This window comes from Mangrovibacter sp. MFB070 (genome assembly GCF_000705335.1).
GTDB classification, from domain to species: Bacteria; Pseudomonadota; Gammaproteobacteria; order Enterobacterales; family Enterobacteriaceae; genus Mangrovibacter; species Mangrovibacter plantisponsor.
This window is the reverse complement of the sequence record NZ_JJMI01000022.1, coordinates 160,491-183,503: the sequence shown is the minus strand read 5'-3', so window position 1 is coordinate 183,503 and position 23,013 is coordinate 160,491. Positions and strand designations below refer to the sequence as shown.

Genomic DNA, 23,013 nt, shown 5'->3' with positions numbered 1-23,013 from the left:
GAGGCAACATGCTGGAGAAAACCTTATTTCGTGATGCAATGTCGCGCCTCGGTGCGGCAGTGAATATCATCACCACCGATGGCCCGGCCGGGCGTGCCGGGTTCACCGCATCTGCTGTATGCAGCGTCACAGACGACCCGCCAACGCTGCTAGTGTGCCTTAACCGCCAGGCTTCAGTGTGGCCGGTATTTAATGAAAACCGCCATTTGTGTGTAAATACGCTGGCAGCTGACCAGTCCGAACTGTCTACATTGTTTGGCGGCAAAACCCCAATGGAAGCACGTTTCGCTGCCGCACAGTGGCGCACTGGAACCACAGGTTGCCCACTACTCGAAGGTGCGCTGGTCAGTTTCGACTGCCAAATAAGCCAGGTGGTGAGTGTTGGCACACACGATATTCTGTTTTGCCAACTGCAGGATGTAGTGAGCGCAGGCGCGCCACATGGCCTGGTCTGGTTTGACCGGCGCTACCACCCATTGATTAGCGCCGCCTGAGCCTTCAGTTATCTGGTGCCTGAGAAGCAGGGACAACTGCATCTTCAGATTGATGAAAAAGAAGGAAAAAACGTGGTTTTTCCTTCTTTTTAGTTAGTAGCCGAAAATCAATAAATTGATTTTCCTGGTTTTTTATTGAGTGGCACCCTCTCGTTCTGTGCGGGCATGAGGTTTGTCATCAGGCTCATCTTTCGCTTTTTTTCTGTGCTTCAGGCGCATTTCACTCACCAGGACACCCAGCACAATGAATACGCCCCCAACCAGAGCCAGCAACGGCAGGCGTTCACCGGCAAACCGCCCAAAGACACCGGCCCAGACCGGTTCCCCCGTGTAGATAACCGTCGCTCGTGTAGGGGAAACACTGCGCTGGGCCCAGTTCATTGTCACCTGAATAATGGCGCTAAAAATCCCCAGCCCAATGCCCACAACCCACAACCGGGGCGTCATTACCGGTACAGATTCACCAGCTGGCAGCATGGTGGCAAATGCCACTAACGATGCTGTAGCCAGTTGCACCACCGTTACACGCTTCACATCCACTTTCCCGGCCCAGGCACTGATCAGGATAATTTCCGCCGCAATCGCCAGCGCACTGACCAGCGTTATCACTTCACCATGGCCTGGCGCCAGTAGTGAGCCTTGCGGCCCGGCCAGCAATACCAGCCCGACAAAGGCCAGTGCTATGCCTACCCAGGCCATTACCCCGGGCATTTTGCCCAGGCAAACCCATTGCAACAATGGCACCAGCGGCACATACATCGCGGTAATAAACGCAGACTTACTGCTGGGAATAAAATGCAGCCCCCAGGTTTGCAGGCTGTAACCGAAAGCAATCGAAATACCAATAGCAACCCCGGCTTTTAACTCCAGCATGGTCAAACCACGCAATGAGCGAAGCGAAAGCAGGCCTACTGCTACAGCCGCCGCAGCAAAACGTAACCCAACGAAGAAAAATGGGCCGCTGTCTGCCGTTGCATACTGCACAGCAAGGAATGTTCCCCCCCAGAACATGGTGATAAGCATCAGAATCGCTTCCTGGGGTTTAATGGAGAATTTCATCAGGGATTGCACAACCAGAAGAACCTGTTATCCGGAAAAAAGATGCTCAGTGTGCGCCCGGGATGCCTGCGCTTCAAGAGGGCGCTCAAAATATCTCTGGCATACCACCAGCATGAATGGCGCTGGCTAAAAAATTGCCAGCAAATTTGCACTCTGCGCCATGGCACATATCTTTAATAGACAGGAAAGCGGTACGGAAAACCACAACCGTCCACCGGGTTCACAGTAAACATGTTTGGCTAAATACCCTGTTACAGGAGGCGTTATGACAAACCAGGCAAGTAAATTACATCACGTTGGTGAATGGGCTGCCTTGCGCAATACCTCACCGGAAATTGCCGAAGCGATTTTCGAACTGGTGAATTACGACGAACAACTGGCCGAGAAAATGTGGGAAGAAGGCAACGATACAGCCCTGATTAAGGCCTTCGCCAGTACAGATAAACAAACCCTGTTCTGGGGAGAGCAAGCCATAGAGCGGCAAAACGTTTAATTGCTGTTGTCGCAAGGAGCGGGGTACCGCTCCTTGCCTGAATGCTGTGCTCCTTTCATTAAACCGTCATCTGAGCGCCATGCTGTTGCAGTGTTCTCTTACCAGACTGTTTGCCTTCTGAGAGTGGTAATAAGGCAAATGCTGTTATGCGCAGAACCTGGCAAATTTGGTTAATCCTTGCCCCATCGCTGTTTTTTTTAGTGCTGTTTACCTGGTTTCCCCTGGTGCGGTCAGTTTATGACAGCCTGTTTGATACCCGGCTATCCAGCGAAGCCCCGGTTTTTGTTGGCCTGAATAATTTTGCCCGTCTGCTGGCAGACCCGGTTTTCTGGCGCGCGCTGACCAATAACCTGGTGTATATCGTACTGACTGTAGTACCGGGCATTGCCCTGGCATTATTGCTGGCCGTCGCGCTCTGGGAAAACCACCGGCTTAACCGCTGGCTGCGCACTGCGTTTTTCTTCCCCATGATTGTGCCCATGGTGAGCGCTGCAGCACTATGGTTGTTTATTTTTATGCCGGGGCTTGGGTTACTGGACCATTACCTGGCTCTGTGGTTTGGCCCACAAAATAATAACTGGCTGGGGCGCAGCAATACCGCGCTGTTTGCGTTAGCGCTGATTGGCGTCTGGAAGTTTGCCGGGTATTACATGCTGTTTTTCCTGGCCGGGCTGCAAGGCATACCCGCCTCAACACATGAAGCAGCGCGCATGGAAGGTGCCTCAGCCACACAGCGTTTCTTTCTGGTAACCCTGCCCTTGTTGCGCCCAACGCTTAGCTTTGTCCTGACCACTGCATTGATTTACGGCATTACTCAAATCGACCACGTTGCCGTAATGACCCAGGGCGGCCCGGATAACGCCACCACCGTGCTGCTCTATTACATCCAGAACCTTACCTGGGAAACCCATGACTTGGGTAAAGCATCTGCAGCAACCTTCCTGACACTGGCCGGGTTGTTCGCTTTCTCGCTATTCAACCTGAAGTGGCTGGAGAAAGGAGCCCACTATGAGCGCTGATATATCCCCGGTAACGTTGGCAACACGGCCCCGCACCCTGGCGCGTGCCCGCACCACGCCTGTGCCTGCAATCACATTAACGCTCCTGTTGCTGTGCCTGGCTTTGTTATGGATAAGCCCGTTCCTTTGGATGCTCTCTTCAGCATTCAGTGCCACCACATTTGGCGACGATATGGCATCGCTGCTCCCCCGTGGGCCACTCACGCTGGATAACTTCCGTGATGCGTGGCAGAGCGCCAACTGGCTGAGTCTGTATACCAACACACTGTTTTTTGCTGGCGGAACCTTTGTGGTGCAACTGGTGACCGCCACCACAGCAGGTTATGTGTTTGCCTGCCACCAGTTCCGTGGCAAGCAAACGCTGTTCGCACTGTTTCTGGTGCAACTGATGGTGATGCCCGTCGTCATGATGGTGCCCAACATGCTCACACTGAAAAGCCTGGGCCTGCTCAACACACTCACCGGGGTCATGATGCCCTACTTTACTTCTGCCTTCGGCGTATTTGTGATGCGCCAGGCCTTTATGGCTATCCCCAAAGAGATTGAAGAGGCGGCACTGATGGAAGGCTGTAGTTGGTGGCAGGTGTTGTATCACGTCATGTTGCCGGGTTCGTGGCCTTCCGTTCTCGCCTTTGCCACCGTCAGTATCACCTACCACTGGAATGAATATTTGTGGCCACTGATGATTCTCAATGACCCGGATAAACAAGTACTTACTGTTGGCCTGGTGTCCTTTGCCATGGGCGCCGAGTCTGGCGGGCAGTGGGGCATGATCAGTGCCGGTACGCTGATGGTATGCCTGCCTTTAATGCTGGCCTTCATTCTGTTTCAAAAGCAGTTCCTGAGAAGCTTTGGTTTTTCGGGTATTAAATAACGAGGTGTTTTTATGCTGTTAGCACAAATTTCTGATACCCATTTTCGCAGCCACAACCAGAAACTGTACGGGTTTATTGATGTGAATGCCGGCAACGCAGATGTTGTGGCTCAACTGAATGCACTGCGCGAAGCCCCTGATGCCGTAATTGTCAGTGGTGATATTGTGAATTGCGGCCGCCCGGAGGAGTACCAGGTTGCCCGCCAGGTACTCGGCGCATTGCGTTACCCACTACTGGTGATACCAGGTAATCACGATGATAAAGCCCATTTTCTGGAATTTCTGCGCCCGTTATGCCCCCAGTTGGGAACTGACCCGGACAACATTCGCTATGCGGTTGACCACTTTGCCACCCGGCTTTTGTTTATTGATACCAGCCGAACAGGGACATCAAGTGGCTGGCTGACTCCGGAAACACTGGCATGGCTCGATAAGCAACTGGGGGACAACCCCGATAAACCCGCGACAGTCTTTATGCACCACCCGCCTTTGCCGCTGGGCAATGCGCAAATGGACCCTATCGCCTGTGAAAATGGCCATTTACTGCTGGAACTGATCACCCGCCACCCCAACCTTGTTCGGGTGTTCTGTGGGCACAACCATAACCTGTGTATGACGCAATACCGCCAGGCCATTATTGCCACCGTGCCCGGCACCGTACACCAGGTGCCATACCACCATGAAGATAACCGCCCGTATTACGACATGTCGCCCGCAGCATGCACCATGCACCGCCAGGTGGGTGAGCAATGGGTGAGTTACCAGCACTCTCTGGCGCACTTTGCCGGCCCGTGGCTGTATGACCCGCAGGCCAGTTGCCCCACAGAGGAGCCGTCATCGCCATGCTGAAGTTGCGAAACCTGAGTAAAACCTTTGACGGGAAAACAGCGCTACACCCACTGGCACTGGATATTCATGATGGCGAGTTTGTGGTACTGGTTGGGCCATCGGGATGCGGGAAAAGCACCCTGCTGCGCCTGATTGCCGGGCTGGAGGACACCACCACCGGCGATATCTGGCTGGATGACGAGCAAATCAATACGTTGCCAGCCGGGGAGCGCAACTTTGCCATGATTTTCCAGAACTATGCGCTGTTTCCGCATTTATCGGTGCGGGACAACATTACCTTCGGCATGAAAGTGCGCAAAGAGGCAAAATCCGGGTGGCAGCCGCGCCTTGAAAAAGCCGCGCAAATGCTGCACCTGGAACCCTTATTAGACAGTAAACCGGGCAAACTCTCTGGTGGGCAACGCCAGCGTGTAGCGATGGCCCGTGCGATTGTCCGTGATCCGCAGTTGTTCTTAATGGATGAACCGCTTTCCAACCTGGATGCGCAGTTGCGTACCGAGGTGCGCGACAGCATTATGGCGCTGCACCAAACGCTGCGCATCAGCACCATCTATGTCACCCACGACCAGACCGAAGCGATGTCAATGGCGGACAGGATTGTGGTTATGAAAGATGGCGTGATTCAGCAAACCGGCCGCCCCGCCGACATTTACCACCATCCGGCCAATGTCTTTGTTGCCGGGTTTATTGGCTCGCCCGCCATGAACCTGCTGCTGTTACCCTGCAAAAACGGCCAGGTTTTCTTGGGGGAACAGGCAATCCCGCTGCCGGTAAGTGCCGGGCAGGCACACCAGGTATGGGTGGGGATTCGCCCGGAACATATTACCGATACCCCACAACCCGGCCAGTTTACCTTCGCCGCCACCCTTCGCCAGCGAGAACTGATGGGGGCCGACTATTTGCTCCACCTGACCACCCCGTTTGGGGATATGCGCTATTGCCGCCGCCACCGGGGAATCATTCCCGAATGTGGCGACATTCTTCAGCCCGGCTTTTCCCACGAAGACTTGCACTTTTTTGATGCTGACACACAGCTCAATTTATTACATCAGGAGACTATTCATGTTTAAGGCCACGCCTTTCCGGTTACCGGCTCTGGTATGCAGTTTAACCCTGGCGTTCACTGCCAGCGCACTGGCAAAAGAAAAGATAGATTTTATGTTTCCGGCCCCGGTCGACGGCAAGCTGACCATGGAAATGAACCGTATCATTAAAACCTTTAATGATTCACAACAGGATGTTGAGGTGCGCGGGATTTTTACCGGCAATTACGACACCACTAAAATTAAAGCAGAATCAGCTCAGAAAGCCGGGCAACCACCAGCGCTGGTGATTATGTCCGCCAACTTCACCACCGACCTGGCACTGAAAAAAGAAATACTGCCCATGGACGAGATCCTGAAATACGGCAACCTGAAAGCGAATGATTTCCTGGAGCAAAATTTCTGGCCTGCCATGTGGAAAAATGCCCAGGTGATGGGTGAAACTTATGCCATTCCGTTCCACAACTCCACGCCAATTCTCTATTACAACAAAACGCTGTTTGCGAAAGCCGGTATAACCCAGCCCCCTCAAACCTGGGCAGAATTACGCGCCGACGCGCTTAAACTGACCAACAAAGACCAGGGCCAATGGGGAATCATGATGCCCTCTACCAATGATGATTACGGCGGCTGGATCCTCTCAGCATTAGTTCGCGCCAATGGCGGCAACTACTTTAACGACACGTGGCCGGGCGAAGTGTATTACAACTCCCCCACCACCATTGGTGCCCTGCGTTTCTGGCAAAACCTGATTTACCAGGACCATGTGATGCCCTCTGGTGTGCTGAACGCCAAACAAATCAGCGCGGCATTTTTTTCCGGGAAATTGGGTATGGCGATGCTCAGTACCGGAGCGCTGGGCTTTATGCGTGACAACAGTAAAGATTTTGAGTTAGGGGTTGCCATGCTGCCAGCTAAAGAGCAACGTGCGGTGCCAATTGGCGGTGCCAGCCTGGTCAGCTTTAAAGGCATTTCCGAAGCTCAGAAAAAAGCAGCCTGGGAGTTTCTGAATTACCTGGTCAGCCCGAAAATCAATGGTGAATGGAGCCGCTTTACCGGTTACTTTTCGCCACGTAAAGCAACCTATGACACCCCAGAAATGAAAACATACCTGGCAAACGACCCACGAGCCGCAATTGCTCTTAAACAGTTGCAGTACGCTCACCCCTGGTATGCCACCTATGAAACGGTTGCGGTACGTAAGGCAATGGAGAACCAGTTAGCTGCTGTGGTTAACGACCCTAAAGTGACACCGGAAAGTGCCGCCCGGGCAGCACAAGAGCAGGCTGACACCATCATGAAACCCTATGTAGACAGCACTGCGCTGGCCCCAGTGAAATAACCTTTTTTAGCTGGTAATCCCCGGCAGCCACAAGGACGTGGCTGCCAACAGATTTACGCTTTACTGGCGTGACCAGGCTGCGGCCTGACTGAAAAGTTCGGCGGAGGGGCGAATACCGGTATACAGTACAAACTGCTCAACGGCCTGAATGGCAAAAACTTCAGAACCCGTTATCACTGTTTTCCCCAGTTCCTGAGCGTAGTGAATCAATGGCGTAACAGCGGGTAGTGCCACCATGTCAAACACCGTGCTTGCTGCCTGGATTTTATCCTCTGCCCACGAAAGTTGGCTTGCCTGTGCCCCCTCCATGCCCAGGGGTGTCGCGTTGATCAATATATCTGCCGCGCACTGCGCTTCTGTTGCACACCACTGGTAACCATATAATTTCGCCAGCGCCTGGCCTGCCACGGCATTACGGGCAACAATATAGCCCTTACTGAACCCGGCATCTTTCAGTGCACAGGCAGCCGCTTTTGCCATTCCGCCACTGCCTTTCAGGGCAAACACCCTGTTCGGATCGAGGGCGTAATCTGCCAGTAATTGCCGGATAGCAATATAGTCCGTGTTATAAGCCTTAAGGTGGCCATTGGTGTTAACAATCGTATTCACTGCCTGAATACCCTGCGCCGAGTCATCCATTTCATCCACCAGTGGAATACAGGCCTCTTTGAAAGGCATGGAAATAGCACACCCACGGATTCCCAGTGCCCGTATTCCCTGTATAGCACCTTCCAGGTTTTGAGTAGTGAAGGCTTTGTACAGATAATCCAGGTCCAGCGCATCGTACAGGTAGTTATGGAACCTGGTACCAAAATTACTGGGGCGAGCCGCCAATGACATACAGACCTGGGTATCTTTGTTCAGTTTTTTTGCCATGCTGGTTTCCTGAGTTGCAGTTTTCTCTGCAGTGGAGTATTGAATAAAAAGATGACCTAAAAAATTGTCCACTTTAGCGAGAAAAATTTCCCCTTTTATGGCTAACCGGCTCACTGAACAGAAATACCTCAAGCTACTGGCGGTTTATGGCAATACGCCAGCCAGTGTAACCTTACAAGAACTGGCAGACCGGCTGTTTTGTACCCGCCGCCATATGCGCACGCTGCTGCAACAAATGCAGGATAACGGCTGGCTTGACTGGCAATCCCGCCCCGGGCGTGGCCTGCGGGCACAATTGCATTTATTGCGTACCCCCACGCAACTCAGCCAGGCCGAAGCCGAACAGTTGCTGGATGCGGGCCGGCTGGACGAAGCGATTGCACTGCTGGGGCAGGATAAACAGCAGGTAACCCAACTGTTGCGCTCGAAACTTGGCTACAGCGTGCAGGCAGATTACCAGCGCTTACGTATCCCTTATTACCGCACCATGCCTTGTTTACTACCTGGCACAGCCTTACGCCGCTCGGAACAGCACCTGGTCAGGCAAGTTTTTAGTGGGCTGACCCGCATAAATGAGGAAAAAGGTGAAGTGGAGCCCGACCTGGCTCACCGCTGGCACCAGGCGACTCCTCTTTGCTGGCGTTTTTTCCTGCGCCCCTGTGTGCAATGGCATGACGGGAAACAAGTGACAAGCAGCGATGTAGTGAAATCACTGGTGCGCAGTGCCGAACTGCCGTTGTTTTCCCACCTCAACACCATCAGGGCAACTGGCCCACTCAGCCTGGAAATCGCATTATCTCAGCCAGACGACCAGTTACCACAGCTTCTGGCGCATGTTGATGCTTTGATTGTGCGTACAGACCACCTGTCTGTGGCAACACCGGTGGGTTCCGGGCCTTATCGGGTGGATGAAAACAGCGACTGGCTCCTGAGGTTTAAGGCTTTTGATAACTACTACGGGCTGCGTGGCCTGCTGGATGAAATAGAAGTCTTTACCTGGCCGGATTTAACATCCACTGATGCAGGTGCTCCACCACTGGATATTAAAACCTCTGCCTGGCTCAGCTCCAGCCTGAGCGATGAAGCTTATATTGCCGGGCTTGCCCGAAAGCTGACCGGGAAACCCACAGATGAAAACCCGGAGATGTTCCTGGAGCGCGGTGGTTATTTTTTACTGTGTGACAACCGCTCAGTACACTGGCACACAGACAGCCAGCGGCGCTGGCTGAGAAGCATTCTTAATCCATGGAATATACAGCCCCGGTTACAGGCAGAGATCCGCCCACTTTGGGTACCAGGTGGAAGTGTACTGCCAGACTGGTTCCATACACTGGAAGATGGCCCAAGTGTTTCCCCTTTTTCTGGCAAGGAGCCACACCCAGTATTGCGCCTGGCATACCCGCAAACACACCCTGAATTCGCCATGTTATTTAATATTATGGCCGGGTTACTGGCCGAACATGGCGTGGAGTTGCAAAGCGAAGCGTTGCCCTACACAACCTGGGCCGCCGGGGAATACTGTGCCGATATCTGGCTGGGCACTGTTAACTTCACTGTACCTGAAAACTGGCATGTAGCTGCATGGTTGCTGGGTTCACCATTATTGCGGCGCTGTGCTTTCGGGGGCGAAACGGACAGGGTTAATGCTCAGCTCTCAAACTGGCGAACAGGTGCTGTAAGTGCCAGGCAGTTAATTGGGGAAGTGACTGAATCAGGCTGGTTACAACCGCTTTTTCACCACTGGATGAGGCTGAAAGGCCCTGCGGGGGTACAGGGACTGCACCTGAATAACCTCGGGTGGTTTGATTTTACTTCGGCGTGGATAATGCCTGAATGATGAAGAAATAACCCACTCCCCGTTACCGGAGACAAACCAGCCCAAAGCTTTCTGGCTGCTTGCGGTACATTTCAGTGGTGAGGTTTTTCAAACGCTATTTTACGTACCTTACGTCCACCCCAGTGACAGGTGACTTTGTCAGCATAATATAATTAAATTTTAATCCTGTACGAGTAACCAATAATCTCCGAAACCTCATCAGGGTTCATGGAGTTGTAAAGCATATTCGCAGCATGATTTTCTGATTCAGCACCAAGCCAAACTTCTTTGCAATTGTGTTCTCTCGCCAGTTGCAGTAATTTCTGCATAATGAATTTACCCACACCTTTTTGCCTTTGATCCATGCAAACATCAATCTCGTCTATGTAAAGCCAGCAGTCGTTGTTATAAGGCTTCATTTCTATTCTCGATGAGGAAATCCCTAGTAGCTTTTCGTCATTACCCCCTGATGAATAGCAGGAAAGAAATATTACCCCTTCCATAGATAAATAATTTCTTAACGCACTCTCAGAGTATCCGTGAATCTGATTTGAGGCGTCCCAGGAAGCATTGTTTATATCTGATATGATTTTTTCTAAATCATCTCCCAGAGAAAATATTCTTGCTTTCATTTATGTAATCCCATTATTAAGACAAGCAATAATTACGCGCTCTACTAATGAAAACTAACAGTAGTGGAGCGCTATAATCACGAATCATGTATTAGTAAAATGAGGATCCCCCCCGGAACCAACATGCTTATAACAATGCGGCCTGGCATATTAGATCTTTAAGATAGTCGTAGTCGATTGTATCTATGTCCTTAAAATTGATATGCCTTCTTGATTTACCTGAACCACTCAGTACACGGCGCTCATCCTTCAATTGTGGGCCGTTGCTGAATGACAATTGAACATGTGCAGAGTAAATAAACACACCGCAGAACTGCCCCTCTTTTTCCTCTGGCTTGAGCGTGAAAAGTGCCCCGCCATATTTACTGACTTTAGTACTGTCTGGCACACAGGTTTGAATAAATTCTTCAAGTGAGTTAGCAATAGAAATTAGATCCAGCGTGTCATTTCCTTTCATTGAAACCTCCTGATTTAAAAATATTAATTTGTCTTACACAATACTAACCAGGGAGTACAATTACCTGCCTGAGATATAACTTTGTAATAACTTAAAAATATACCAGCAAGTACCCCCTTAACGGTTTTAATAACCTTTAGATGGCGGACCTTCCAGATACTGAGGCAGACCATCGGCTATTTCCAGCCATGGTTGCCTGGATGAAACCCAAAAATGCATATCAGGATTGAAAAGTGATGCATCATCAAGGCTACCTACCGTTAACCCAATGACCCCAGCAGTTACCCGCCGGGAAAATATACTTGAACCGCAACGAGAACAATAACCCCTCTCAAGAGTTTCGGACGAGTAAAACGTGCTTACCGGCCCAGTGACAGAAACATCTTCAAGGCGCATTAGCACACGAGCGTTAAAAGCGGCACCAATTGCTTTCTGGCATTCATGGCAGTGGCATACTCGCTGGTTCAATGGCTCTGCTGTTGTTTCGTAGCGAACAGCCCCGCACAAACATCCGCCTTGAAATTTTGTCATTCAATACCTTCCTTGACAGAAATCTGACTCCACTGAAAAATTGAGAAATCTTTTGCTAAGCAGAGAGTTGGCTATTCGTTTGGCTGGTCTGCCAGGCAATTTTTAACAGTTACGCTGAAACTGACCAAACGCCAAATACATACTAGTACAATCATTAGATTGTACCGCCGAACTGGCTCAGCCTCTTTCTATGGCACACCAAATCCTATCACTGGATAAATTTTTTCACTGGGTGCACATTCACAAAATACAATAGTGGTAACAGATTTGCTGTTGAGCCCAATGACAGAGTGTTGAGTGTCATTTTGTCTGGACAACCGTGTTGAAATTACCAATTCGTTCCTGATGCTACATACTGAAAGCTGAGTAATAGTGAAATTTACTTATTTTTCAGCGCCATGCCTTAAATATGCTTTGTTTATAAAAAGGTCCAACAGCAGCTATTTTTATTACTTAAAACTTAATCGACTTTTGAAGTTTAATTTTTTTATTGGTTAACTTTCAACACAGACTGCGCACCAACCATATGATTAGTTACCTTGTTTTATGTTCATTTATGTTTCCCTCTAATTTTTCATGTTTTTTTAAATCTTAATTAACATTAAGATCATTCTCACAATATATGCCTTCTATTAAATCACCTCTCACTGTGCTTCTTTTCCCTTAAGTACATTAACTTACAAACCACTGCGTATAATGACGCAGCCATCAAATAGTAAGATGTTCATTATGATGGCATACATACGTTCATTTCATGGTATTCCCCTCTGTAATGTGAATAGCTATAACTAACATCATTAAGGCGCCAACATATCTTCGAAGGAGCGGATAATGAAAGTGCTAAATAAAAGGCAAATATCACTGGTAAACCGTTTGGCTCAGGAGCAAAGCTGGTTAAGCACAGCTCAGGCTGCGGAGTTTCTCGGGATTTCAGTGAGTACACTCAGAAGAGACATTAATGCAGTGAACTATTTTTTTGCAGATAAAGGCAATTACATACTCTGCAAACCTGGGTTGGGGCTGAGGTTGGATGCTAAAGGAATAGTGTCTTTACCAATAGTATCCCCAGACGAGCATATTGCTAACCTACTAAAAAGTAAAAGACTTATTGGTATCACCAGTGATTTACTGACACATTCGCCAACACCATTATCCATCAGTTTCTTTTCAGAGAAATATTTCATCAGTCGCTCTTCTATTGTTGAAGACCTAAATAAGATTGATAAATGGCTACGTGGGTTTTCGCTGGTGATGCTCAGAGACCACACAGGAACACATATAAAAGGTAAGGATTACGACATTCGCATGGCTCTTAAGGAGATCATAGCGAATAGCATTTTATGTAATTATCAAATGACTGATAGTCGAATAGACAGGTTTTCCCGAGTCCAGTTAATAAAGGAGTTCGGGAAAGAGAACGTCGCGAACTGTATCAGTCTTATTAGTTTTATTGAAAATGAACTATCATGTGCAATAAGTGAACCGTACTATACCAACCTTTTTTCACATTTTCTGGTTACAATCAGGCGTATGGAAAAAGGTCATCATCATACTGGAAATGAAAGTATACCTGTTCATACCAATAAGGAATGGCAGGTTGCCATGAAAGCAATATCCTGGCTTGAGGGAAAGTATACTTTTTCCTTTCCAGAAATTGAAACTGGTTATATTTACCAGTATCTGATTTCATCAGGCAAAAACCCGACCCATCCCGGCCTTCCAGAGATAGCGTTACAAGATAAAGAAGCTGTAAGTTATGCCATAAGCCTGACCAGTGCTCTTTCTCAGTTGCTTAAATATGATTTAATTTCAGACAAAGTGCTGTTGAACTCCCTGATCGTGCATATCAAACCGATGCTAAACAGGCTGACTTATCGGATAATTATTCATAACCCACTCCTTGATGAGATAAAAAAAGAACTCATAGAAGTATTCAATGCTGTACGTAATGCAACAATGCAAATAAATAATTACTGCAAACATGATCCACCATCCGAAGATGAAGTGGCCTACCTGGCTGTTTATATTCAGGCTGCGATAGAAGAGCAGAAAGAACACAAAAAAATCATCCTTGTATGCTCAAGTGGTGTAGGTACATCGCAACTTCTTTCCAGCAGAATAACCAAAGCATTTCCTGACTGGGAGATTGTCGCTATTGTGCCTGGAAGCAGGCTTAAAGAGACATTATCTGAAAAAAAATGTGACTTAATCATTTCAACTATACGGATAGAAGAAATGATGATACCCGTGGCCTATGTATCTGCTCTTTTTTCAGCAAAAGATATTACTCGCGTAACGGAAACTCTGTTCGCCGAGCACAATGCTAAGGAGAAACCGTATGTTAGGTAAAGTTATTCTAAGTGATATTTTAAGCAAAGCCTGTGTGATAACTGATATGCAGGCGAACAGTAAAATTGATGTTATCGAGCAGTTGACACAATCACTATTTGAGCAAGGAGCAATTGATAACAAAAAAGGCTTTATTGCTGATGTGCTTACCAGAGAGGCCCTAGGATCCACTGGTTTCGAAAATCAGATTGCCATCCCACATGGAAAATCCCGATGGGTTAAAGAAACAAAAATAGCTGTAGCCAGGCTAAAAGAGACCGTCGACTGGGAAACCATGGACAGCTCCGATGTAAGGCTGGTGATCCTTTTTGCAGTAAAAGAAACTGATAGCGGAGTTGGTCATATAAAATTACTGGCCAGAATATCAATAGCATTAGGAGATGATGATGTCGTTGAACGATTACTTAATGCCAATTCGCAAGAGGAACTGTACCGGTTAATAATAAACAACACCGGGGAGTAAAATCTTCACAAGGAGAATAAAATGAAAATTATAGCAATTACCGCCTGTCCAACAGGCGTTGCACACACTTACCTTGCAGAAGCAAACCTTAAAAAGAGTGCCGGTAAAAAGGGTATTCCTTTACTTGTAGAAACTCATGGTGCGGTTGAAAGTGAGTATACCTTTACGGATAATGATGTCAGTCAGGCTGATATAGTATTAATTGCTGCAGATAAGATTATTGATCTTTCACGCTTTCATAATAAACAAATCATTCGTGTTTCGGTGACACGTGCGGCAAAAGATGCATCTGGCCTGTTGGATGATATTATTACTGGCAAGTTGTCACCTGAAAAGCATACTGAATCAGATATAGTGGAAGATCAGCCTAAGCAAGATAAAGATAAGTCATTTGTTTCTCAGATTTATATTCATCTTATTACTGGTGTAAATTTAATGATCCCGTTTGTGGTCGCCGGTGGTATTCTGATTGCCCTCAGTTTTTCATTTGGCATAACCGCTGCAACGCCTGGAGAGCCAAATTTCAGTCCTGTTGCAAAAATGCTTTCTGATATTGGGGGCGGAGCAGCTTTTGCTCTGATGCTTCCCATCCTTTCACTTGGTATCAGTAAGTCGATTAGCGGCAATATGGGGATGGTTTCTGGAGCCGTTGGCGGAATGATGGCAATACAGACGGGTTCAGGATTTCTCGGTGCACTACTGGCTGGATTTATTGCCGGATATATTACGCTACTCATCGTGAAATATATCAATCTTCCCAAATCAGTGGCAGGTCTGAAGCCAATTTTGATCGTTCCATTACTCAGCGTTTTTATTACTGGTGCACTTATGGTGCTGGTGATTGGTGAGCCCATTAAGTTTCTTCTCGACTCACTAACCTCATTCCTTCAAAACCAGGGGAACACTAACGCAGCTATTATGGGACTTTTGATAGGTATGATGGTGGCCTTTGATATGGGTGGCCCCTTGAATAAGACAGTCTGTATGTTTGCCATTGGCCTGATGTCGACTGGCATCTATGAACCTATTGCCGCATGTATGGCAGCCGGAATGGTACCGCCATTAGGTATTGCGCTTGCCACCACGCTGTTTGGTCGTAAATTTTCTCGTCAGGAAAGAGATACCGGCAAAGTCACCTATGTCCTTGGACTGTCTTTTATTACTGAGGGGGCTATTCCTTATGCTGTGGCGGACCCACTCCGTGTCATCCCCGCCATCGTAGCAGGGTCTGGGCTGGCTGGTGCCCTTTCTATGGCTCTGGGGTGTGCTTCACGGGCACCACACGGCGGTGTATTTGTCATGTTTATACCGAATGTGATTACCAACGTGTTGGGCTATATCATCGCCATTGCTGCTGGAGCGTTACTGACTGCCCTGATCCTTCGTTTTATTAAGAAAGACAGCCCCGAAACTGTCCAGGAGATCTAATCATGCTTATGAATATGAGAGATGTTTTAACTGTAGCTCAGCAAAATAAATTTGGCGTTGGGGCGTTTAATATAGCTTCTGCAGAATTTGCAAGGCTCGTTATTCAGGTAGCAGAGAGACTTCACTCCCCTGTTATTCTTGAAGTCCATCCGGATGAGCATGAATTTACCGGTGATGATTTTATTTACTATCTTCGTGAGCTTGCTATTAAAGCAACAGTACCTGTTGTTATTCACCTGGATCATGGTCAGACACTGGAGCAGGTGATGCGAGCCATACGTACTGGCTACACATCAGTTATGATCGATGCCTCTGCCCTTCCATTCGAAGAAAATGTGGCTATCACCCGTCATGTGACCGAAGTAGCTCACGCTGCTGGCGTGTCTGTTGAGGCTGAGCTTGGCACCATTGGTGTGGCCGAAGGAAGTAACGAAGGTGGGCACGCCGAAATCCTTTATACCGACCCACAGCAAGCAGAACACTTTGTCAGAGAAACTGGGGTCGATTCATTAGCCGTTGCAATTGGAACCTCACACGGTTTATACCCGGCAGGCAAACAGCCAAAACTGGATATTGAGAGGCTGAAAGCCATTAAGCAACGCCTGAGTATTCCTTTAGTCTTGCACGGTGGTTCCGGCAACAAGGATACTGAAGTCGCTGAATCTATCCAGTACGGTGTTGGGAAAATCAATATTTCCAGCGATATGAAGAAGGCGTTCTATGTTGCACTGGAAGAAGAACTGAAATCAGGAAGTCACGAACCTAACGCTTTATATATCAAGCCAATGGAAGCGGCAAAAGAGATTGTGATTCACAAGATGTGACTTATTTTCCTCAATCGGTAAGGCAGCGCTGTATGGTTAAACGTCATTTTTAATCAAAATGCTGGAAGATTTCTAAAAGTGAGTGGGTCGTTTCGCCGGGATACCTGTAATTTCATGAGAGTTATATCTTGCAGAAACAAGTAAGTAACACATTTAGAAATGCATAAAAGAGGCTAAGTGACATATTCCAGTAACCAAAGCAAAAAGGGGTTACCTTTCGGTAACCCCTCTTTTTATATGGCGGAAGCGCAGAGATTCGAACTCTGGGACCCTTTCGAGTCGCCGGTTTTCAAGACCGGTGCCTTCAACCGCTCGGCCACACTTCCGGAATGAGGCGCACTATAAACGTCCCCTTGCGTCATGTAAAGCACCAATTTGTTCGTTTGCTTTAAAAATCAACAAAACACAGTTATTTGCGTGAAAATACGGCATTATGGTTAGTTATTCAGCAATAAAATCAGTAACAAAGCGCTATCCCGAACTTTTCTCTTAACCGGATTAATCGGCATATAACGTCGATGCCCCTGACCCGCTCAATTTAACTGCCTGAATAATACCCGCAGCAGTTATTGATTAAGCCCCCTGCCACACTTTTATTTCCTGAGACGGAGACCCTGGTTACCGTTTTCAGGCGTACTAAAGCTTGTAGACAGACGTTGGTTTAGCCGCATCTTCAACCAGCGCATCAATCACAACCCTTTGTCTGGGTTTTAAATAACGAGAACGAGGCCAAACTGCGTGAATTGGCATTTCAGCCCCTGCGTACTCATCCAGCACGGTTACCAGTGCCCCTGTAGCTAAATGTTCATTAATAAGCCAGGTTGGTAATTGAGATACCCCCATTCCGTCAAGTACGGCTGACAACATGGCATCACCATCGCTAAAACAGTACCGCCCATGTATCGCCTGGGTAAAACCTTCTCCATTGGCACGTTTGAATAGCCAGGTAGGTTGATTACTCCGCTGCCCTCCAACAATGCAATCGTGCCCGGCCAGTTCAGTAACCAGCCTGGGCGCACTTTTCCGTTTGAGATAATGCGGACTCGCACATACGACCAGACGCTGACGTCCCAGACAACGAGCGATTAGGTCGGCGTCATCTTCCAGCGTTCCAATACGCACAACGAGGTCGACACCCTCATCAACCAAATTGATGCGCTTCTCACTGAATGCAACCGCAAGGCTCAGTTTTGGATATTTCCTTGTTAATTCCAACAACACAGGCATCACGTGCCTTCTTCCGAAAGCAGCGGGTAAGTGAACATTCAGATTTCCAGAAACCTGAAAGCTGCCAGCAACAACCCCATGCTCCAGACTTTCTATTTCATCCAGAATGGCAATCCAGCCATCAAAATAGCGCTGGCCTTCTGGTGTCGGCGTTAAACTTCGGGTGGTGCGGTGTAACAGTTTTGTCCCAAGTTTTTTTTCCAGCCGGGTAACACTTTTCCCAACAGCTGATCCCGTCAGTCCCAGATGCTCTCCGGCTGCAGTAAATGACCCGGTTCTGAGCGTTTCAATGTATTCGATGACACCAGAGAATTGCGTCTCGTTAATTTTCATTATGGAACCACAGGATGAAATAAATGGAATTTAAACTGTATTATTATTTTATAACAATTCAATACACTATCTCCTGTTAAGAAAATTTGACTGATCCAAATCATAAACAGGAGATTCACTATGAGCGACGACACCACAATTAACGCCCGCATCCACACCCTTTTCGACCGCGAAGAGATTCGTGCCCTGAGGTTACGTTACAGCCAGCTACTGGATGGCGGGCTTGCAGAAAGAATGGGCGAAGTTTTCACGGAAGATGCTCAGGTAACCGTTACTGTTGGCTCAATGAATGGGCTGGCAGAAATTAAGCAAACACTAAAAGAAGCCTATCAAACATTTGATACTCAACAACGTGGTCACTTTCCTTTCATACACGCTATCGCCAATCACGATATCCAATTAATCGATGAAAACCATGCGAGTGGGCGTTGCTATCTTCTGGATTTTGTTACGGGTAGAGACGCTGCTGAGCACCCTTTTTTGTTGCTTGGCCATTATGTTGATCAATACGTTCGTGTTAACGGTGAATGGCGCATTTCACACAGTGAATTAGATGTTTTATGGCCCACAAATACCAAATAAAACAGACACATACGTAGACTAATAAAATAAGAGGCAATATGAATAAACAATTACCTGAAAGTTTTCAACGTGTGTTCCAGGATAATAAATTGACCGTTGGTTTATTAACACCACTGGAAGCTTATCCCGGGAGCCCATTTCCAACACTCAAGGATCATCAACGCATTGCTCAACAAGCTGAGCTTGCCGGGTTTGCCAGTATTTGGGTCCGCGACGTTCCCTTTTACGACCCCAATTTTGGTGATGCCGCGCAAATTATCGACCCCTTTACTTACGCTGGATATCTCTCAGCTATTACTAGTGAAATCACGCTGGGTACTGCCGGGATAGTTCTTCCACTACGCGATCCAATTTCGGTTGCAAAGCAGGCAGCGTCTGTAGATTTCCTTACTGGTGGGCGTTTCATTCTCGGTATGTCGACTGGAGACAGACCCGTTGAATATCCTGCATTTGGCGTGGATTTTGAAAGCCGTGCTGAAATGTACCGTGAATCAGTTAATATCATTAACCGGTTGCATACAGAGCACTTCCCGAATATCCAGACGGAATATTACGGTACCTTACAGGGCGACCTTGATCTCCACCCCAAACCAGTTAATGGTTCTATACCCATGATGGCCGTAGGTCGCTCGCGCCAGCCCATGGAATGGTTGGCGAAAAATGTTAACGCCTGGATATGGTCTGTTGATGACGAACAGGCCATCAAAGAGATTATTTCTACGCTGGCAATAGCTGCCGGAGACAGCCCGGCACCGAAATATGGTTACGCAACTTTCTTTGACCTTGATGCTAACCCAAATGCCCCTTATCAACGTTTTTACAATGTGGTAAGGATCGGGCGCAACGCCCTGATTGAGCGTTTAAGGAAACATAAAGAGATAGGCGTACGCCATATAGCACTTAACCTTAAGCCCTCACGCAGGCCAGCCGAAGAAGTCATCGCTGAAATGGGTGAATATGTTCTTCCTGCACTAAGGGAGGAGTAATGCTTTGGTAATTTCCGATAAACACAACGTTGCTCAATTGATAGCATCGTTTAGCCATGCATGGATGACGGGGCAATTTGCAGCCATCGCTCCAGCCCTGAATGCCAGCACAACATTAGTCAGCCACCAGCATGGAATGCAACGGGGCTGTGCTGATATAACCGCAGCACTCTCTAAGGATACAGCTGCTGGCCAGATTACCGGCCGTACCTCAAATTCATTTGTTGCCATTGATAAAAATCGGGCTGCATGCAGCCTTTATCTTTTTGGTTCACTAAATGAGCCAAATAATGAACCATTCCAGTTTGGTACCACACTATTATTTGAGCTAAAAAAAACGTCACTCTCAGACTGGTGCTTTGAAATAATACGCCTTGCTATTAACTGGACATCGGGCCCCGCACCGGATGAATTAAAATACTGGGGGAAACTTCCCCAACAACAGGGTTGGCAATTTGGTGACAGGCCTCCGGTTATAGTGAGTGAGTTGCACTCGCCCTGGCAGCGTTTACCTGCAGCATCACCGCCTGATGAGTTAACAGTGGCATTACAGGATCTATACAACCGCTATGCCTTTGCTGTTGACCAAAATGACATAGCGCTATTGGCAACAACCTATACCGAGGATGTTCATGGTGGTTTTGCGCCTATGGGGTACCTGAATGGGCGTGAAGCAGTGATTGGTATGTTGAAAAGCTTTCGCCACCTTGCACCCTTCTGGCAACATTTTGCTGACGTTGTGAAAGTTGAGCGCGAAAATGACCCCCAGTATGCAAGAATGATAGTTGCACGAATTATTCCGCAGTACCCTGTAGATCAGAATGGAAATAAAATTTACGGTGCACACTATCAGTTACGTGTACGTATGGAAGAAGACGCACAGTGGCGTATCTGCTGGAGTGATTACCGCCCGGGATGGTTTTATGCTGATGAACTTCCAGAATTCGATATCGGAAATGTACAGCTATAAAATGTAGCCAGGTACAATAGAAAAATGTCGCCTTTTTATTTCCCCAGTAACTGCCTGAAAAAACAGAGTCACCTCCGTGTGACTCTGTTTTTGACCTGTTTCAGTGATGCATAAATAGTGTTTTCTTACCACGATACCTTGTTAAATATTAATTAATCCTTCCCGATAGGTTCGCAACGCATTTTCATCCCTTTGCGTAAATTGCGTTAATGTCTTCTCTAACATAGATACCAGAGCTTCGTAATCCTCGGGTAATCTGGCAATAAAGTTAACCGGATTAGCAACACTTTGCCCAAGTAAAACCAGCGGGTTTTTCAACTGCTGAATTAACAGTAACGTTTCTTCGATACGCTCATACTCACTGGCTTCGACAAAGCGACCAGCCAGGACATCCTGGTACAATAAGGATTCAGGTTGTACCGCCACTGAGGTCATATACATATGGCTGGGGTGGAGTTGATTGAGGATTGCTGCCGTATTTCTGGCGTTTCGCTCTCCATTTCCTTTACCCGCGAGCCCACCAAGAAAAATAACACGATAGGCTATTCCAGCCAGCTCAAGTTTTTTACACTCCCGAACGATATCCTGGGAAGTGTAACCTTTTTCCATTTGAGTGAGAACGTTGTCATCACCACTTTCGATACCAATAAGCAGGTCATTAATACCTTCTTTTTTTAGCTGCTTTAAGTCTGCAACGCTTTTATTATACATACTGTCAACACGGGCATACATACCGATATTTATGTCGGGAAAATACTGGCGAATAAGCTGAGCCATATCGACCAACTTTGCAGTTCTCAACGTAAATGGATCCCCACCCACAGCATAGATTCGCGTGGCGTTGGGATTATTTAATTTTGCCTCTTCTAAATCATTTACTATTTGATTTCTGGGTGCAATACGATAAGGCGTGTCATGGTAAAAAGTACAAAATCGACATCCGTTATGAGTACAACCCACAGTGACTTCCAATAAAATACTATTAGCTTCGTGCGGTGGGCGAATAACCGGGCCAGTATAATGCATTTTACTCTACCTTGCTTTCAATAGGTTTGGCATAACCGCTACTTATTGCTGGCAGCTCGCTATGCTTTAAAAGAAGGCTTAATCATTACGCAGTCAGTAAAAATGATAAAGCATTTACCATGCTCATGAATATGGAAAATAAATCCATAATGAACCTATGGCTAAGGCAACTAAAGAGAAAATGTCAGGAGTGAAATCAGTTGCCCGCTGTTCAGGCAACTGCTTATAAAAGAAAATATCAGGCGCTGTAACCATCGACACCTTTAAAAGATGCATAGCCATCATCAACCATTACAGTTGAACCATTAATGGCACTGGCTTCTGGCAAAGATAGCAGGTAAATAGCATCAGCAATTTCCTGAGGATTAATGATCCTCCCTTTCATATGGAGTTTGCTGCCAATCTCCTCGATTGGTTTGTCTATCATGGCCGTTTTTACCCAGCCAGGGGCTACGGATAACACACGAATACCATAGGGTGACAATTCCCGTGCCATAGCCTGCGTTGCCATACGAACCCCACCTTTACTGGCGTGGTAACCGATACTTTCTGTGTTGGCCATCGCGCCACAGATAGAACCGACATTAATAATGACACCCGTTCGGTTCTTCACCATAACCTGCCCCACTGACTGGCAAATCTGAATGGTTCCCATCAGGTTAATTTGAATAGTATTTGATAAATCGGCTAAATCAGCGTCTATCAGTGGAACGCGCTGCCCGACGACACCAGCGACATGGGCTAACACATCAATGGTGCCAAAATGTTCAACCGCTTTACTGACCGCATTACGGCACTGTTCTGCATCAGCCACATTGCATGAAATAAATACAGCATCACCTAATGCGGTGAGCTCGTCCATAGCCTGTTTAATCACGTCTTCTGAATCAATACTGGCAATGGCAACCTGATATCCCTTAACCAGAAACTTCTTTGCCGTTTCCAACCCAATTCCACGCGTGCCACCCGTCACCATCGCTACTTGCTTCATCTTTCATCCTTTTTGATATTTGAAAATGACCAGAAACAGACTTATTCGATTGACTATGGGCAACAGAATCAAATTTATAAAGGCGTTTGGATTCCATAGAGAATGGAACCAAATTCCACAATCAGGCCTGATTCTCAAGTACACCACAGAACCTCATCATAAAACCTCGATATAAAAGAAGCTCAGGAAAATCAGAATGGAATATTTCTCCTGAATCGACGGAAAAACATGTTTTATGTTAAAAAAGACAAAGAAGAAAAAAGCCATAACCAACTGAAACAAAAGACAAAGAATCATTATGTAAATACAAAAAACAACAAACAAATAACGACAACAACATAGCATGCCA

Annotated in this window: 22 protein-coding genes, 1 tRNA gene and 1 pseudogene; 15 read left to right on the top strand and 9 right to left on the bottom strand. The window is 47.4% G+C overall.

Annotated elements, in window-relative coordinates; translation table 11 throughout:
• Positions 1-8 precede the first annotated feature (8 nt).
• Complete coding sequence (gene rutF / locus DT73_RS10155; RefSeq protein WP_036107944.1) at positions 9-494, top strand: NADH-dependent FMN reductase RutF; 486 nt, start codon at positions 9-11, stop codon at positions 492-494.
• A 132-nt stretch (positions 495-626) separates the two neighbouring features.
• Here rutF and DT73_RS10150 read toward each other — a convergent pair whose 3' ends face one another.
• A complete protein-coding gene (locus tag DT73_RS10150; RefSeq protein ID WP_036107941.1) occupies positions 627-1,553 on the bottom strand; it encodes a DMT family transporter in 927 nt (308 codons plus the stop codon).
• 265 nt (positions 1,554-1,818) lie between these two features.
• On the opposite strand from DT73_RS10150, the gene DT73_RS10145 reads away from it, so the two are divergent.
• From DT73_RS10145 to DT73_RS10120, 6 genes are all read left to right on the top strand, one after another.
• The gene (locus DT73_RS10145) at positions 1,819-2,046 is read left to right on the top strand and encodes a YccJ family protein (protein WP_036107940.1); all 228 of its coding nucleotides are present in this window, start codon (positions 1,819-1,821) and stop codon (positions 2,044-2,046) included.
• Positions 2,047-2,192: 146 nt separating this feature from the next.
• A complete protein-coding gene (locus DT73_RS10140; RefSeq protein ID WP_036107936.1) occupies positions 2,193-3,065 on the top strand; it encodes a carbohydrate ABC transporter permease in 873 nt (290 codons plus the stop codon).
• Complete coding sequence (locus DT73_RS10135) at positions 3,055-3,939, top strand: carbohydrate ABC transporter permease (RefSeq protein ID WP_036107933.1); 885 nt, start codon at positions 3,055-3,057, stop codon at positions 3,937-3,939. The genes DT73_RS10140 and DT73_RS10135 overlap by 11 nt, the downstream gene beginning before the upstream one ends.
• Before the next feature lie 12 nt (positions 3,940-3,951).
• The gene (locus DT73_RS10130) at positions 3,952-4,788 is read left to right on the top strand and encodes a phosphodiesterase (RefSeq protein WP_036107930.1); all 837 of its coding nucleotides are present in this window, start codon (positions 3,952-3,954) and stop codon (positions 4,786-4,788) included.
• A complete protein-coding gene (locus DT73_RS10125; RefSeq protein WP_036107928.1) occupies positions 4,782-5,858 on the top strand; it encodes an ABC transporter ATP-binding protein in 1,077 nt (358 codons plus the stop codon). Before DT73_RS10130 ends, DT73_RS10125 begins: the two co-directional genes overlap by 7 nt.
• Complete coding sequence (locus tag DT73_RS10120; protein ID WP_036107924.1) at positions 5,851-7,173, top strand: ABC transporter substrate-binding protein; 1,323 nt, start codon at positions 5,851-5,853, stop codon at positions 7,171-7,173. Before DT73_RS10125 ends, DT73_RS10120 begins: the two co-directional genes overlap by 8 nt.
• 60 nt (positions 7,174-7,233) lie before the next feature.
• On the opposite strand, the gene DT73_RS10115 is transcribed toward DT73_RS10120, so the two are convergent.
• A complete protein-coding gene (locus tag DT73_RS10115; RefSeq protein ID WP_036107921.1) occupies positions 7,234-8,049 on the bottom strand; it encodes a shikimate 5-dehydrogenase in 816 nt (271 codons plus the stop codon).
• A 97-nt stretch (positions 8,050-8,146) separates the two neighbouring features.
• Here DT73_RS10115 and DT73_RS10110 point away from each other — a divergent pair, with 97 nt between their 5' ends.
• Entirely contained in the window at positions 8,147-9,886 is a 1,740-nt protein-coding gene (locus DT73_RS10110; protein WP_036107916.1) for an SgrR family transcriptional regulator, read from the top strand.
• A gap of 152 nt (positions 9,887-10,038) precedes the next feature.
• Here DT73_RS10110 and DT73_RS10105 read toward each other — a convergent pair whose 3' ends face one another.
• From DT73_RS10105 to DT73_RS10095, 3 genes are all read right to left on the bottom strand, one after another.
• The gene (locus DT73_RS10105; protein ID WP_036107914.1) at positions 10,039-10,497 is read right to left on the bottom strand and encodes an N-acetyltransferase; all 459 of its coding nucleotides are present in this window, start codon (positions 10,495-10,497) and stop codon (positions 10,039-10,041) included.
• 127 nt (positions 10,498-10,624) lie between these two features.
• Positions 10,625-10,954 carry a DUF1801 domain-containing protein gene (locus tag DT73_RS25115; protein ID WP_051691333.1) on the bottom strand — a complete coding sequence of 110 codons (330 nt, stop codon included), beginning with the start codon at positions 10,952-10,954 and terminating at the stop codon, positions 10,625-10,627.
• Between the two features lie 126 nt (positions 10,955-11,080).
• Complete coding sequence (locus tag DT73_RS10095; protein WP_036107912.1) at positions 11,081-11,485, bottom strand: GFA family protein; 405 nt, start codon at positions 11,483-11,485, stop codon at positions 11,081-11,083.
• 831 nt (positions 11,486-12,316) lie between these two features.
• Here DT73_RS10095 and DT73_RS10090 point away from each other — a divergent pair.
• The 4 genes and pseudogenes from DT73_RS10090 (at position 12,317) to DT73_RS10075 (ending at position 16,589) form a co-directional block, all read left to right on the top strand.
• Positions 12,317-13,834, top strand: coding sequence for a PRD domain-containing protein (locus DT73_RS10090; RefSeq protein ID WP_036107908.1), 1,518 nt, complete (start codon positions 12,317-12,319; stop codon positions 13,832-13,834).
• Complete coding sequence (locus DT73_RS10085; RefSeq protein WP_036107905.1) at positions 13,824-14,297, top strand: PTS sugar transporter subunit IIA; 474 nt, start codon at positions 13,824-13,826, stop codon at positions 14,295-14,297. The genes DT73_RS10090 and DT73_RS10085 overlap by 11 nt, the downstream gene beginning before the upstream one ends.
• A gap of 21 nt (positions 14,298-14,318) precedes the next feature.
• The gene (locus tag DT73_RS10080; RefSeq protein ID WP_036107902.1) at positions 14,319-15,725 is read left to right on the top strand and encodes a PTS fructose transporter subunit IIC; all 1,407 of its coding nucleotides are present in this window, start codon (positions 14,319-14,321) and stop codon (positions 15,723-15,725) included.
• A 2-nt stretch (positions 15,726-15,727) separates the two neighbouring features.
• Positions 15,728-16,589 (top strand): annotated as a pseudogene (locus DT73_RS10075) (ketose-bisphosphate aldolase).
• A gap of 198 nt (positions 16,590-16,787) precedes the next feature.
• On the opposite strand, the gene DT73_RS10070 reads toward DT73_RS10075, so the two are convergent.
• Positions 16,788-16,875 (bottom strand) — tRNA-Ser (locus tag DT73_RS10070).
• 310 nt (positions 16,876-17,185) lie between these two features.
• Positions 17,186-18,109, bottom strand: a complete 924-nt coding sequence (locus tag DT73_RS10065; protein ID WP_036107899.1) for a LysR family transcriptional regulator — start codon at positions 18,107-18,109, stop codon at positions 17,186-17,188.
• 120 nt (positions 18,110-18,229) lie between these two features.
• Between DT73_RS10065 and DT73_RS10060 the strand changes: the two genes are divergently transcribed.
• The 3 genes from DT73_RS10060 to DT73_RS10050 are packed head-to-tail and all read left to right on the top strand — an operon-like array spanning position 18,230 to position 20,647.
• On the top strand, positions 18,230-18,691 hold the full coding sequence (locus DT73_RS10060) for a nuclear transport factor 2 family protein (RefSeq protein WP_036107896.1): 462 nt from the start codon (positions 18,230-18,232) through the stop codon (positions 18,689-18,691).
• Positions 18,692-18,729: 38 nt separating this feature from the next.
• A complete protein-coding gene (locus DT73_RS10055; RefSeq protein WP_036107894.1) occupies positions 18,730-19,677 on the top strand; it encodes an LLM class oxidoreductase in 948 nt (315 codons plus the stop codon).
• A gap of 4 nt (positions 19,678-19,681) precedes the next feature.
• Positions 19,682-20,647 carry a nuclear transport factor 2 family protein gene (locus tag DT73_RS10050; RefSeq protein ID WP_051691332.1) on the top strand — a complete coding sequence of 322 codons (966 nt, stop codon included), beginning with the start codon at positions 19,682-19,684 and terminating at the stop codon, positions 20,645-20,647.
• Between the two features lie 141 nt (positions 20,648-20,788).
• Here DT73_RS10050 and DT73_RS10045 read toward each other — a convergent pair whose 3' ends face one another.
• Positions 20,789-21,673, bottom strand: a complete 885-nt coding sequence (locus tag DT73_RS10045; protein ID WP_036107891.1) for a radical SAM protein — start codon at positions 21,671-21,673, stop codon at positions 20,789-20,791.
• Positions 21,674-21,911: 238 nt separating this feature from the next.
• On the bottom strand, positions 21,912-22,664 hold the full coding sequence (locus DT73_RS10040; RefSeq protein WP_036107888.1) for an SDR family NAD(P)-dependent oxidoreductase: 753 nt from the start codon (positions 22,662-22,664) through the stop codon (positions 21,912-21,914).
• Positions 22,665-23,013: the final 349 nt, after the last annotated feature.